The following is a 13,580-nucleotide window of genomic DNA, read 5'->3' as shown; positions in this document are numbered from 1 at the left end:
CCTTACTCGGGTCCCGACGCCTGCGGAGTAGGGGGTCACAGCCGATGAGAGTGCGTGTCGAAGGGGATTCGATGCGGCCCGCGCTGCAGCCGGGCGACTGGCTGCTGGTCCGGCGGGGCGCCGCCGTACGTCCTGGCGACCTCGTCGTCGCCCGCCTGCCCGGCGACCCCGACCGGCTGATCGTCAAACGCGCCCAATGGCACGGCGCCGACGGCTGGTGGCTGGAGAGCGACAACCAGCGGGCCAGCGGCCGCCGCGACAGCTGGGACTTCGGGCCGGTCCAGGACGTCGTGGGCCGCGTCGTGCTGCGCTACTGGCCGCTGATCCGCCGCCCGCCGGCCGGCCGGGCGGCGTCGCGGCGGCGGGCGCGGTAGGCGGCCACGTTGGCGCGGCTGGCGCAGCGGGCCGAGCAGTAGCGGCGCGAGCGGTTGGACGAGGTGTCGAGGAAGGCATGGCGGCAGCGCGGCTCGTGGCAGCGCCCCAGCCGGTCGACGCCCAGCTCCGCCACGACGGCGGCCAGGCCCATCACGGCCGTCGCCGCCGGGTCGTCGGCCAGGTGCAGGTGCCAGCCGTGGCCGTCGTGGTCGGACAGCTGCGGGCGTACGGGATAGCGCTCCAGCAGGGCGTTGAGCCGCGACGCCACCGCGCGCTCGTCACCGGCGGCGTCGAACACGGCGGCCAGCTCGTCGCGCAGCCCGCGCAGCTCGGCCGGCGGCGCGGGGTCGTTGGCCAGCCGGACCGCCCACTCCGCGTAAGAGGTCAGGTCCATGCCGGTGTATTACACCAGAAGGGCGGGCGCGCCGCGCGCGTCCCGCCCTCCGGCCCTGACAAAGACGTCAGTCCTCCGGGTGCAGGACGCGGTGCAGGAACGTCCGCGTGCGCTCCTGCTGCGGATCGCCGATCACCTGGGACGACGGCCCGTCCTCGACGACCACGCCGCCGTCCATGAACACCACCCGGTCGGCCACCTGGCGGGCGAAGCCCATCTCGTGGGTGACGACCAGCATCGTCATGCCCTCCTCCGCCAGCTTGCGCATGACGGTGAGCACGTCGCCGACCAGCTCGGGGTCGAGCGCCGAGGTGGGCTCGTCGAAGAGCATCAGGTCGGGGCTCATGGCCAGCGCCCTGGCGATGGCGACCCGCTGCTGCTGGCCGCCGGAGAGCTGGGTCGGCAGGGCGTCGCACTTCGCGCCGACGCCCACCTTGTCCAGGTTCTCCCGGGCGATGACCTCGGCCTCCTTCCTGCCCCGCTTGAGCACCCGCCGCTGGGCGATCATCACGTTCTCCAGCGCGGTCATGTGCGGGAACAGGTTGAACTGCTGGAAGACCATGCCGATGCGGCGGCGTACGGCGTCGATGTCCACGTCGGGGTCGGTCACCTCGACGCCCTCCACGAACACCTTGCCCCTGGTCGGCGTCTCCAGCAGGTTCACGCAGCGCAGCAGCGTGGACTTGCCGGAGCCGGAGGGCCCGATCACGCAGACCACCTGGCCGGTGTCCACGGTCATGTCGATGCCCTTGAGCACCTCGTTCTGGCCGAAGTACTTGTGCAGGTCGCGCACTTCGATGGCGTGCGTCATCGCGTCCTCCCCTTACGTCCCTCCAGCCGGGACGCGAGGTAGCCCAGCGGGATGGTGACGATCAGGTACGTCACGCCGGCGACCATGATGGGCGTGGCGTTGGCGAACTGGGAGGCCAGGTCGTTGCCGAACTTGGCCAGCTCGACGTACTCGCCGGAGACGCCGAGGAACAGCACCAGCGACGAGTCCTTCAGCAGGGCCACGAACTGGTTGGTCGTCGGCGGGATGACCATCCTGATCGCCTGCGGGATCACCACCGTGACCTGCGCCCTGGTGGCGGACATGCCGAGCGAGCGCGCGGCCTCCGTCTGCCCCTTGGGCACGGCCTGCAGGCCCGCGCGGAACACCTCCGCCTGGTAGGCCGCGCCCACCAGGCCGAGGCCCAGGATGCCCTGTCCGTACGTGCCGCCGGGGACGGCGAAGCCGGGCAGCGCCAGCGGCAGGAACGTGATCATCAGGAAGATCAGCAGCGCGGGCAGGCCGCGGAAGATCTCGATGTAGACGATCGCGATCCACCGGTACGGCAGCACCTGCGACAGCCGCATCAGCGCCAGCACCAGACCCAGCAGGAACGAGAACAGGAACCCGCCGACCGCGTAGATGATCGTGTTGCGCAGCGCGACCGTGAACAGGTCGGGCAGGGCCTCGCGCGCCACGTCGCCCTTCGCGAAGTTCTGGGCGAGGCTGCCCCAGTCGGCGTAGAGGACGACGCCGACCAGCGCTAGAACCAGGACGGCGTACTGGATGCCCCGGCTGATCCGCTGCTTCTTGCGCGGGCTGAGCCTGGCGCGAGCAGGCTCAGCCGTCTTGGGCTGCTCGGCCATGGATCAGCTGCCCAGCTCGCCGGGCTTCTTGCCGAACCACTTCACGTAGATCTTCTCGTAGGTGCCGTCCTGCTTGGCCTTGGCGATCTCCTCGTTGATCGTCTTGAGCAGGGTCGGGTCGGCGTTCTTCTTCAGGCCGATGCCGTACTGCTCGCCGGTGTCGAGGCTGGCGATCAGCTCGAACTTCTCGGCGATGTCGGACTTCTTCAGCCAGGTGAGCACGACCGGCAGGTCCTGGACGACGACGTCGGCCTGGCCCGCCTGCAGGGCGAGCAGCTCCTTGGCGGAGTCGGCGTACTCGGTGGGGTCGAAGCCCTGCTTCTTGACGTAGTCGAGGCCGGTGGTGCTGGCCTGCGCGCCCAGCTTGAGACCCTTGGCCTTGACGTCCTCGAGCGACTTGGCGCCGGTGCCCTTCTTGGCCAGCAGCGCCTGCGTGGCGTCGAAGTAGGGCTCGGAGAAGTCGATGTTCTGCTGCCGCTCGGGGGTGATGGTCATGCCGGCGGCGGCGACGTCGCACTTGCCCGCGGCCATCGCGGCGCCGCTCTTGATGACGGCGAAGTCGATGTCGACGATGTTCTGCTCGACGCCGAGCTTCTTCGCGGCCAGGTCGACGATGTCCACGTCGAAGCCGACGACCTTGCCGCTGTCGTCCTTGAACTGGAACGGCTCGTACGGGATGTTCGTGCAGACGGTGAGCTTGCCGGGCTGCACCAGCTTGACGCCGGCGGCCGCGCCGGTGGCGCTCGCGCTGGTGGTGCCGGAGCTCGAGCCGCTCTCGCCGCCGCACGCGGACAGCGCGAGGGCGGCGGTCAGGGCGAGCGCGCCGGCGGCGTAGCCGCGGCGGCCCTTGGGGCTGAGGGCCATGTACGGCCTCCTCGAGAAGTGAAATGCCTTGACGTGCGTTTTGTGCAGTTTAAATGGGGTTTTGTGCGTATCTGTCATCGGACGTTTAACGATGCGTCAACGGAACGGCGTCAGAGCCGACACCAGGCCGTGTTCCAATGCCGAAGGCCCGGCGCGACCGGCCAACCGGCCCCGGCGTACCCGCCAACGATATCGATCACCATCAGGTTCTCCCAGAGGGCCATCGCCTTCGGGCGACGGGGGAATCGGGACTGGGTGGGTCGCCGAAATCCTGAGCGTGCAGTGACCTGTCTGGTCTGCACATGAGAGATCTCCGTTCGTCGGGCATGAGAGGGAGGGCGCTGTTATAACGATCGTGTGACTCGGCAGGTGCGCACTTCTCCCGGTGCGGCGTATGACCTCGGGCACCACGTGGTGCGGGCCCGAGTACCGCCGCCCGGTCCCTGGCGGTCGGGTGAACGACCGCCTTCCAGGAGTTGCACGGCCGGCGCGGTGCCGGCCGAGAAGGTGCAGCGCTACTTCGAGACGCGGGACGAGCGGCCGTCCAAGGGTGGTGGCCGTGCGTAGGTCGTACAGGTTCCTGCTGCGCCCCACCAGCAAGCAGGCCGCCGCGCTGGCGGCGTGCCTGGAGAACCACCGCATGTTGTACAACGCCGCGCTGGAGCACCGCCGTACGGCCTACGCCAAGGCCGGGGTGAGCGTCCGGTACGGTGACCAGTCGGCCGAGTTGAAGCACATCCGCGCCGATGACCCCGGTGGGCAGGGCCGGTGGTCGTTCTCCTCCCAGCAGGCCACGCTGCGCCGCCTGGACAAGGCGTTCCGCGCGTTCTTCGACCGCGTCAAGGCCAGGCGTACCCCAGGCTATCCGCGTTTCAAGGGGCGGGGCTGGTTCGACAGCGTGGAGTGGCCGAAGGACGGCGATGGCTGCCGGTGGGACTCCCAGCCCGAGCACCCCTCGGCCACGTTCGTGCGGCTTCAAGGCATCGGGCACGTCCGCGTCCATCAGCACCGCCCGGTGCTCGGCCGGGTGAAGACGATCAGCGTGAAGCGGGAGGGAAAGCGCTGGTATGTGGTCCTGTCGTGCGATGAGGTGCCCGCCGGGCCGCTGCCCGCCACGGGCGCGGTGGCCGGGATCGACCTGGGCGTCGCCTCGCTGGTCACCACCTCCGGCGGTGTGCATCTGGCGAACCCGCGCCACCTGGCCGCGACCGCTGATCGTCTCGCGGAAGCTCAGCGCGACCTGGCCCGCAAGAAACGCGGGTCCAAGCGCCGCCGCAAGGCCGTCGCACGGGTAGCCGCCCTGCACGGCAAGGTCCGCCGCCAGCGCCTCGACCACGCACACAAGGCTGCGCTCGTGCTGGTCCGCGATTACGACGTGATCGTGCACGAGGACCTGCGGATCGCGAACATGACCCGCTCGGCCGCGGGCACCGTCGGCCAGCCCGGCCGCAACGTCGCTGCCAAGGCCGGTCTCAACCGTTCGATTCTCGACGCGGGCTGGGGGGTGTTCCTGCGGATCCTCGCGTACAAGGCTGAAAGCGCCGGTCGAGAGCTGATCGCGGTGAACCCCGCCGGCACCTCCCGCACGTGCGCCTGCTGCGGGCACGGCGCGAAGGAGAACCGCGTCAGCCAGGCCGCGTTCGCGTGTACGGCGTGCGGGCATGCCGCGCACGCCGACGTGAACGCGGCGGTCAACATCCTCAGGGCAGGGCTTGCCCTTCGCCGGGCTGCGGAAGCGGCTTAGCGAGAAGCCGCTCCCTTCAGGGAGCGGGGGAGTCACCTCACCATGTGGCACTATGGGGACACGGGTGACCCCCGAACCCCCTCAACGAGACGATCGGCGAGGGGACTCTGGCAGCTACCGAAGCCAGCCCGCTCGCGCTCGTACGCCGAAGGTTTCTCCGCTACCAATCACTACAGGGGTCGCTGTGGCTGCCACGCCCGCTTCTGATTCCACCGCACTCGACGCCGATCCTGCCTTCGCGCTGCATCGCGGCGGCAAGATCGAGATCCGCTCCACCGTGCCCGTCCGCGACGCGGACGACCTGTCGCTCGCCTACACGCCGGGCGTCGCCCGGGTCTGCTCAGGCATCGCCGACGATCCCGCGCTCGCCGCCGACTACACGTGGGTCTCCCGCGTGGTCGCGGTGGTCTCCGACGGCACCGCCGTGCTCGGGCTCGGCGACATCGGCCCGTCGGCCGCCATGCCGGTCATGGAGGGCAAGGCGCTGCTGTTCAAGGAGTTCGCGAACGTCGACGCCGTCCCGCTCTGCCTCGACTGCACCGACGTCGACGCGCTGGTCGAGACCGTCACCAGGCTCGCGCCCTCGTTCGGCGGCATCAACCTCGAGGACATCAGCGCCCCCCGCTGCTTCGAGGTCGAGCAGCGGCTGCGCGACGCGCTCGACATCCCCGTCTTCCACGACGACCAGCACGGCACCGCCATCGTCGTGCTGGCCGCGCTGAAGAACGCGGCCCGCCTCACCGGCCGCACGCTGGGCGACCTGCGTGCCGTCGTGGCGGGAGCCGGCGCGTCCGGCGTCGCCGTCACCCGCATCCTGCTGGAGGCGGGCATCGGCGACATCGCGGTCTCCGACTCCAAGGGCCTCATCTACGACGGCCGCGACGGGCTCAACCCGGTCAAGCAGGCGCTCGCCCGCGACACCAACAAGGCGGGGCACACCGGCTCGACGGAGGAGGCGCTGGCGGGCGCCGACGTGTTCGTGGGGCTGTCGGGCTCGACGGTCTCCGAGGAGGCCATCGCGTCCATGGCGCCGGGCTCCATCGTCTTCGCGCTGTCCAACCCGACGCCCGAGGTGCACCCCGACGTGGCCGCCAGGCACGCCACGGTGGTGGCCACCGGCCGCTCCGACTTCCCCAATCAGATCAACAACGTGCTCGCCTTCCCCGGCGTCTTCCGCGGCGCGCTCGACGTGCGGGCCGGATCGATCACCGAGAACATGAAGGTGGCCGCCGCCGACGCGCTGGCCGGCGTCGTGGGCGACGACCTGTCGGCGACGTACGTCATCCCGAGCCCCTTCGACGAGCGGGTGGCGCCGGCCGTCATCGCCGCGGTGGCCGCACAGGCCAGGGCGGACGGCGTCGCACGCCTCTGACCTCCGCTAGGGGCGGGTGCGGGCCTTTCGGCCCGCGCCCGCCCCTTTTCGCGCTCGTCGGCGCGCTGATTACCCGACCGTTTCGCGGGTAGGTGAAGTCGCCGTCCAGGAGCAGGGCCACCGGTACGACCAGGCGCGACACCGGCGGTGGGGTGGGATGGAGTTGGGGTGACCTTCGGGAACCGTCAAAAATCCTTTACTCAAGGTGCTATAACAGTAGCTCTCTGTAAGGATGTGGGCGCCGACTCCTGTGACGAGGAGAGCGATGGAACGCGAGCCGAACCGACTGCTGCAGCAGCTCATCGCAGAGGCGGGCTTCTCCCACAAGGGACTGGCCAGGCGCCTCAATGATCTCGGAGCCGCCCGTGGCACCCCGGGCCTCAAGTACGACCACAGCTCCGTGCTGCGCTGGATCGGCGGTCAACGGCCGCGCGACCCGGTTCCCAGCCTGCTCAGCGAGATCTTCGCGCTGCGGCTGGGCAGGCCGGTCACCCCTGAGGACCTCGGCATGCCGGCCACCATCACGCCCCTCGATCTCGGGCAGGAGTTCACGCACACGTGGCAGGAGGGGGTCGCGACCGTGACGGCACTGTGGCGGGCCGATGTAGAGAGACGGAGGTTCCTGATCGACTCGACGTTCGCGATAGGAGCCGGCTCCGTTGGAGCCGTACGCTGGCTGACGTCCCCGCAGGAGGGACGCATGAGCGGCATGGGGACGCGGCGGATAGGCCGCGCCGACATCGCCGCGATCCACGAGGTCACCCGTTCGTTCAGTGAGCTCGACAACCGGTTCGGCAGCGGCAGGGTCCGCTCGTCCGTGATCAAATACCTCGACACCGCCGTCTCCCCGTTGCTCAAGGACGGCGCCTACGACGAGGCCACCGGCCGCAAGCTGGCCTCCGCAGCCGCGGAGCTGACCAGGCTGGCCGGCTGGATGGCCTACGACATGGAGCAGCACGGTCTCGCCCAGCGCTACCTCATCCAGGCCCTGCGCCTGGCCAGGGGCGCCGACGACCAGACCCTGGGCGGCGAGATCCTGGCCGGGATGGCTCACCAGGCCATCTACATGGGCCAGCCGGCACACGCGCTCGACCTCGCCAGGGCCTCCCAGCTGGCGGCGCGCAAGGCCGGCGTGCAGACGCTCCTCGCCTCCGCCCACGTCCTCGAGGCGCACGCGCACGCCGGGCTGGGCGACTCCCGGTCCTGCGGCGCCTCGCTCAACGAGGCGGAGCGGGCCTTCGAGACCCGCAGGCCCGCCGACGAGCCCACCTGGCTCGGCTACTTCGACGAGGCCTATCTGTCCGCCAAGTTCGCCCACTGCTTCCGTGACCTCGGTGAGGGCGAGCGGGTCGTCCGCCAGGCGCGGCGGTCCCTCGACATGGACGGCCGTTACGTACGGGGGCGGATGTTCAACCTGTCGCTGCTGGCGGCGGGGCTGCTCCAGTGCGGCGAGCTGGAGGAGGCGTGCTCGGCCGCCGGCAGCGCGCTGTCGCTGGCGGGTGAGCTGCAGTCGGCGCGGTCCCGGTCGTACGCGGCCGACCTGCGGCGGCGGCTCGAACCGTACAAGAACGAGCGGCCGGTGATGGTGCTGCGGGAGCGCACCCGCGAGCTCACCGCCGTATGACCTGCCGTACGAACGCGCGAACGGCCCGCACTCCGGCGAAACGCCGGGGTGCGGGCCGTCGGTGGCGGGTGCTTACGTCAGCAGCTCGCCCTTGGGGGTCACGATGGCCCCGGTGTCCTTGAAGCTGGCCTTGTTGTAGACGTCGGCGACCTCGCCGTCGAAGATGGCCGAGCTGATGTGGTCGATCCGGTTGTTGCCGTCGTTGTCGGCGAACACGCTGGTCACGCCGTTGACGTAGCCGGTGCGCTTGCTGTTGTTGTACTTGATGAGCCAGGGGCCGCCGTCGGCGCCGCCGGTCATCGAGCACTTCAGCATCTGGTGCGTCTCGACCTTGAACGTGTTGACCTGCACGGACTTGGTGTAGGTCTTGCCGGAGCACCACTTCGGCGTCACACCGGAGTACGGCTTGTTGCCGTCGGGGTGCGGGGCGCTCGGGTAGCCGAAGGCCGTCACGCTCTGACCCAGCGGCTGGTTCCAGGCCACGCCCTGACCGCCGACCACGTCGCCGAGCGCGCCGAGGTCCTTGGCGATGCCGACCATCCACTGCGCCTGGTAGTACTTACGGCCGCTGTCGGGCTTGACCCACTTCTGCGTGTAGTAGTGGGTGATGGTGTAGTTGCCCAGCCTGTCCTTGCCCTTGGTCCCCAGCCCCTTGTACGCCTGGTACTGGTTGGCCGTGACCTGCTCCACGATCGGCTCGCCGAACTTGTAGCCCTGGCCCTTGCCCACGCCGGCACGGTCGTAGGTCGCCTTGCTGACCTCGACCCGCTCGAGCGCGGCGTCCGGGTGGTCAGGACCGACCAGCGACGGCGTGCCGTGGCCCTGCGACCAGCACTCGCCCAGGTTGAGCTTGCACTTGACGAACTCCTGCGCGGTGATCTCGCGCGGCTTCATCCACTTGTCGCCGAGCCACTCGTTGAACTCCTTGCGGGAGACCGCCCGCTCGGGAGCCAGGGAGAAGCCGTTGTGGACCGCGACGAACGCGAAGTCGCCGTCGTAGTCGTCGTAGGTGTCGAGGTCGTAGGCGGTGAAGGCGTACGCGCCGACGTACACGCCCCAGGGGGCCTTGCCCTGGTAGTAGCCGGGGACGAAGACCCACTTGTCGAAGGTGTCGTCCTTGCCGTGCTCGAACACGCAGTGGCCGGCGGTGGCGACGAGGTTGCGGTTCCTCGACTGGATGGAGGTGGCGGAGCACCACCGGTACCGGCCCTGCTCGTCAAGGAAGAAGACCTTGCCGATCGTCTTGGGCAGGTTGACGTTCTTGCTGGTGGTGGCCTTGCTGGTGGTCGTCGGGCCGGTCATGCCCGGCTTGCCGTCCGGCACGGTCTTGCTCTGCGCGGAGACGAGCTTCGGGACGTCCTTGGTGTCCAGGGTGTACTGCGTCGCCTTGCGGAGCGCGGCTCCGTTGGCGTCCAGCCAGAAGAAGGCGTCTCCGTACGCGTCGGCCGGCTTCGGCGTGAGGTTCTCGGAAGCCCAGCTCGGCTGGGCTGAGGCGGGTGCGGCGAGTACTGCAGCGCTGAGGCCGGCGCTTACAAGGGGGATGAGCAGGCGCTTCAACGGGGGCTCCACTGTTGTCAAAAAGGGTGTAAAGACCCTATCGACCCACCAGTCACTCTGGTAAGGGATATTCCCAAATTGGGCCGAAAAAGGCCGAAGGGCCCGGCTGGCTGCCGAGCCCTTCGGTTCCTAGCTGCTGGACAGGAACAAGTCGCTGTCCACGAAGCCGCGTCTTACTACGGGACGAGCTTGCCGGACCACGAGGCCGAAGCGGCCTTGTAGACGACGTTGGTCTCACCGTCGAAGTAAGGCGTGGTGATCGTGTCGTAGCGGTTGTTCTTGTCGGTGTCGGCGATGAGGCTGGTGACACCGTTGACGTAGCCGAGACGCTTGGCGTTGCTGTACTTGTACAGCCAGGGGCCACCGTCGTAGCCGGCGGTCACCGCGCACTTGAAGGACTGCTGCTCCTCGACCTTGCGGGACGGGATCTGCAGGGCCTTGTGCGCGGTCTTGCCGTAGCACCACTTCGGCGTGACACCGGAGTAGGGCTTGTTGCCGTCGGGGTGCGGGCCCTGCGGGTAACCGAAGGTCCGGACGTACTTGCCGGACGGCTGGTTCCACGCGAAGCCCTGGCCACCAACGTTGTCGCCGAGGCGGCCAACGCTCTTGAGCTCGTGCGCGACAGTGTAGAAGTCGGTACGGATGAAGGCGTGCTTCGTACCGGGCTTGTACCACTGCTGCGTGAAGTACTCGGTGATGGTGTAGTTGCCCCGAGCGTCGACCTTCTTGTCGCCCTTGCCCTTGTACGCGTAGTACTCGGACTTGGTCACGATGCTGGTGACGGGCTCACCGAACTTGTTGCCGTTGCCCTGGCCAACGCCGGCACGGAAGTACTCCCACTTGCTGGCGGGAACCTTCTCGACGACGGCGCCGGGGTAGTCAGGGCCGGTCTTCTCAGCGCGGGTGCCACGCTTGAGCGAGTAGTAGTCGGCCGTCTTCGGGTCGAGGCGCCCCTTCTTGTACTCGTCGAAGGAGACCTCAACCTCCTTCGTGAACTTCTCGCCCTGGTGGGCCCTGAAGGTGGCGATGTCCACCTTGGTGGGCTTGTTGAGCGAGCCGCCGATGCCGTCGTAGACGGTCACGAAGGCGTAGTCGCGGTCGAAGTCCTCGTAGACCTCGAAGTCGTAGTGGGTGAAGGCCTGCTTACCCACGTACAGACCCCACGGAGCCTTGCCCTGGTAGTAGCCGGGGACGAAGACCCAGCGGCTCACGACCTCCTGGTTGGACACCACGTCGTAGACGCAGTGACCGGCGGTCGCAACCAGGTTCCGGTACTGCGACTGGATCGAGGTGCCGGAGCACCAGTACAGCTTGCCGTCGCGGCCCTCGAAGAACACCTTGCCGATGGTCTTCGGCAGGTTGACGTTCTGCACCTTGGCGGCGGACTTCTTCTCCTCGCCGATGGGCTGCGTGGAGCCCGGCTTGGTGTCAGAGGTATACCCGCCACCGGAGACCGTCTTCTTGACCTCGAGCGAGTCGGGGTTGAAGGCGACGGCGCCCTTGAGCGCCGCGTTGTTGGACTTGGTCCAGAACTCGACGACCTCGGCCGCCTGAGCGGCGGTCTTGGCCAGCTCGGCGTTCGCGACGGTGTTGTCGGCCTGAGCGGTGCCGGCCAGGCCGGCAGCCAGGAGACCAGTGGCCAGAACGGCGCCACTGGCGGGGAGGAGGATGCGCTTCACGGTAACTCCTTGCGCTGTCGTGGAACGCCTCTTGCGTCCCATGCGTCAGTAAAGGGATGGCAGGAACATACAGTGTCGATCTTGAGGTCCGGTAGCCGCTTTGGAAGGAAAAGAGGCGACTCGTCGGGCGTGATCGATCTGTGATGTTTAAGAGGCGTTGGCGCAGAAGCTCAGAAGAAGGCGATCTCTCTCCCATTTGCCCTGATCAACATAAAGAAGTTGTCAGCGGCGGGTCCGGGGAGCGAGGCGTTCGGCCGTTCCGGTCGGCGTGGATGATGTGACGCACATCACATTGGGTTGATGGCACCGTATCGGGCTCCCGTGCGTCCAAAGGGCTTCACATCCGGGGGCGGAACGCAGAAGGGCCCGGCAGATGCCGGGCCCTTCGCGTGTAACAGGTCTACGAACGGTTCAGAACCGGTCGCTGGCCGTTACTTAGACAACCTTGCCGGACCACGAGGCCGCAGCGGCCTTGTAGACGGTGTTGGTCTCGCCGTCGAAGTACGGCGACGAGATGTAGTCCACACGGCCGTTGCCGTCCTGGTCGTTGAAGGTGCTGGTGACACCGTTCACGTAGCCGAGACGCTTGGCGTTGCTGTAGTTGTACAGCCACGGACCACCGTCGGCGCCCTCGGTCATGGCGCACTTGAGGGCGACGTGCTCCTCGATCTTCTTGGCAGCCGAACCGACCAGCTTCTTGGTGGTCTTGCCGTAGCACCACTTCGGAGTAATGCCGGTGTAGTTCTTGTTGCCGTCGGGGTGAGCAGCGGCCGGGTAGCCGAACACGCGGATGGCCTTGCCCGTGGGCTGGTTCCACGCGAAGCCCTGACCACCGACGTTGTCACCGAGCCGACCCGCGTCCAGGGACTTGTGGTCGATGATGTAGAAGACGGTCTTGAAGAACTTGGTGTCCGAGCCCGGCTTGTACCACTGCTGCACGAAGTAGTGCGTGATGGTCCAGTTGCCGCGACGGTCGCGCTCGACCTTGGCCGGGTACTTGAAGGAGTTCCGGCGCTGCTTGGCCTTGTAGGCAGCGGCGTCGTTGGCGGTCACGTTCTCGGTGACGGGCTCACCGAACTTGCGACCGTTGCCCTTGCCGATGCCGGCGCGGTTGTAACGACCCTCGGAGACCTCGACCTTGCCGACGGTGGCACCCGGGAAGTCGGGGCCCGTCGCCTCGGGGGCGGAGCCACGCTTGACCCAGTAGGACTCGGTCGACGTGGGGTCAACCGAACCCTTCAGGTACTCTTCCTTGCTGATCTCGACGTCCTTGGAGTCCTTCAGGCCCGTGTACTTGTCCCACTCGGCCTTGGAGACGTTCTTGCTGGACTCGGAACCGTCGACCTTGACACCGTTGTAAACGGTGACGAACGCGTAGTCGCGGTCGTAGTCCTCGTAGACGTCGAAGTCGTAGTGGGTGAAGGCCTGCTTACCCACGTAGATGCCCCAAGGAGCCTTGCCCTGGTAGTAACCGGGGACGAAGACCCACTTGTCCATCACGTCAGCGTTGGCGCCGGTGTCGTAGACGCAGTGCCCGGCCGTGGCGACCAGGTTGCGGTACTGCGACTGGATCGAGGTGGCGGAGCACCACTTCTTCTCGCCCTTGCCGTTGACGAAGAACACCTTGCCGATGGTCTTCGGCATGTTGACGTTCTGCACCTTGGCGGCGGTCTTCTTCTCCTCGCCGATCGGCGAGGTGGAGCCCGGCTTGGTGTCCGTGGTGGAGCCGCCCTTGCTCTGCAGCTTGGCGACGTCGCTCTTCTCCCAGACGTTGGACTCGGTGGCGGCCTTGAGGGCGGCACCGTTGTTCTCGGCCCAGAAAGAGGCGATCGCGTTCGCGTTGGCCGCAGAGGTCGCCAGGTTGTCCTTGGCGACGTCAGACGCGGCGGAGGCCGTACCGGCGAGGCCGGCGGCCAGCAGACCGGTGGCGGCGATAACGCCACCGGCGGGGATGAGGATGCGCTTCAAGGGAACTGCTCCTTGCTCTGTCGTGGGTCGCAATTTGCGTCCCATGCGTCAGTAAAGGGATAGCAAGGAACATAGCGTGGTGATCTCCGCAGGTGAAACCCGCTTGAGAAGATCCGGTAGCCACCCTTACCGCCGTGACCTTTCCGTTACCAGTCAGAGATCTTCGCGCGGCGTGACGGGGAGATCACGTTTTTGCAGGATACGCGTGGGGTGATGCTCTTGGTACGGAAGTTTCGTTAGTGCCCCGATACTCTCTGTGACCGGTTGATCGTGACTCAGATCACAGGAACCGAATTGGAGCCTCAGCCCGTCTAAGCTCACCCTCGCTCCCAGGTGATCTTCAGCTTCGGCCTATTGACCTCTCAGGA

11 protein-coding genes are annotated in these 13,580 nt (G+C 67.6%); 4 read left to right on the top strand and 7 right to left on the bottom strand.

Annotation, left to right across the window (positions count from 1 at the left end; all coding sequences use genetic code 11):
* Window positions 1-20 precede the first annotated feature (20 nt).
* Complete coding sequence (locus tag ACFFR3_RS49520; protein WP_379485482.1) at window positions 21-374, top strand: S24 family peptidase; 354 nt, start codon at window positions 21-23, stop codon at window positions 372-374.
* Here ACFFR3_RS49520 and ACFFR3_RS49515 read toward each other — a convergent pair.
* From ACFFR3_RS49515 to ACFFR3_RS49500, 4 genes are all read right to left on the bottom strand, one after another.
* Window positions 311-769, bottom strand: coding sequence for a CGNR zinc finger domain-containing protein (locus tag ACFFR3_RS49515; RefSeq protein ID WP_345389556.1), 459 nt, complete (start codon window positions 767-769; stop codon window positions 311-313). The genes ACFFR3_RS49520 and ACFFR3_RS49515 overlap by 64 nt on opposite strands.
* Window positions 770-836: 67 nt before the next feature.
* A complete protein-coding gene (locus ACFFR3_RS49510) occupies window positions 837-1,580 on the bottom strand; it encodes an amino acid ABC transporter ATP-binding protein (protein ID WP_345389553.1) in 744 nt (247 codons plus the stop codon).
* A complete protein-coding gene (locus tag ACFFR3_RS49505; protein WP_345389550.1) occupies window positions 1,577-2,404 on the bottom strand; it encodes an amino acid ABC transporter permease in 828 nt (275 codons plus the stop codon). Before ACFFR3_RS49505 ends, ACFFR3_RS49510 begins: the two co-directional genes overlap by 4 nt.
* A gap of 3 nt (window positions 2,405-2,407) precedes the next feature.
* Entirely contained in the window at window positions 2,408-3,268 is an 861-nt protein-coding gene (locus tag ACFFR3_RS49500; RefSeq protein WP_345389547.1) for an ABC transporter substrate-binding protein, read from the bottom strand.
* 559 nt (window positions 3,269-3,827) lie between these two features.
* On the opposite strand from ACFFR3_RS49500, the gene ACFFR3_RS49495 reads away from it, so the two are divergent.
* From ACFFR3_RS49495 to ACFFR3_RS49485, 3 genes are all read left to right on the top strand, one after another.
* Entirely contained in the window at window positions 3,828-5,012 is a 1,185-nt protein-coding gene (locus tag ACFFR3_RS49495; RefSeq protein WP_345389541.1) for an RNA-guided endonuclease InsQ/TnpB family protein, read from the top strand.
* 184 nt (window positions 5,013-5,196) lie between these two features.
* On the top strand, window positions 5,197-6,384 hold the full coding sequence (locus ACFFR3_RS49490) for an NAD(P)-dependent malic enzyme (protein ID WP_364376774.1): 1,188 nt from the start codon (window positions 5,197-5,199) through the stop codon (window positions 6,382-6,384).
* 265 nt (window positions 6,385-6,649) lie between these two features.
* A complete protein-coding gene (locus tag ACFFR3_RS49485) occupies window positions 6,650-8,008 on the top strand; it encodes an NsdA family TPR-like regulatory protein (protein ID WP_379485473.1) in 1,359 nt (452 codons plus the stop codon).
* 72 nt (window positions 8,009-8,080) lie between these two features.
* Here ACFFR3_RS49485 and ACFFR3_RS49480 read toward each other — a convergent pair whose 3' ends face one another.
* The 3 genes from ACFFR3_RS49480 to ACFFR3_RS49470 all read right to left on the bottom strand — a co-directional run bounded on the left by ACFFR3_RS49480 (window position 8,081) and on the right by ACFFR3_RS49470 (window position 13,212).
* Window positions 8,081-9,565 (bottom strand): trypsin-like serine peptidase, encoded by a 1,485-nt coding sequence (locus ACFFR3_RS49480; protein ID WP_379485472.1) that lies wholly within the window; start codon window positions 9,563-9,565, stop codon window positions 8,081-8,083.
* Window positions 9,566-9,741: 176 nt separating this feature from the next.
* Complete coding sequence (locus tag ACFFR3_RS49475; protein WP_345389529.1) at window positions 9,742-11,244, bottom strand: trypsin-like serine peptidase; 1,503 nt, start codon at window positions 11,242-11,244, stop codon at window positions 9,742-9,744.
* 435 nt (window positions 11,245-11,679) lie between these two features.
* On the bottom strand, window positions 11,680-13,212 hold the full coding sequence (locus ACFFR3_RS49470) for a trypsin-like serine peptidase (RefSeq protein WP_345389526.1): 1,533 nt from the start codon (window positions 13,210-13,212) through the stop codon (window positions 11,680-11,682).
* Window positions 13,213-13,580: the final 368 nt, after the last annotated feature.

Source organism: Nonomuraea salmonea, assembly GCF_042428605.1.
GTDB classification, from domain to species: domain Bacteria; phylum Actinomycetota; class Actinomycetes; order Streptosporangiales; family Streptosporangiaceae; genus Nonomuraea; species Nonomuraea salmonea.
This window is presented reverse-complemented; position numbering and strand designations above follow the sequence as displayed.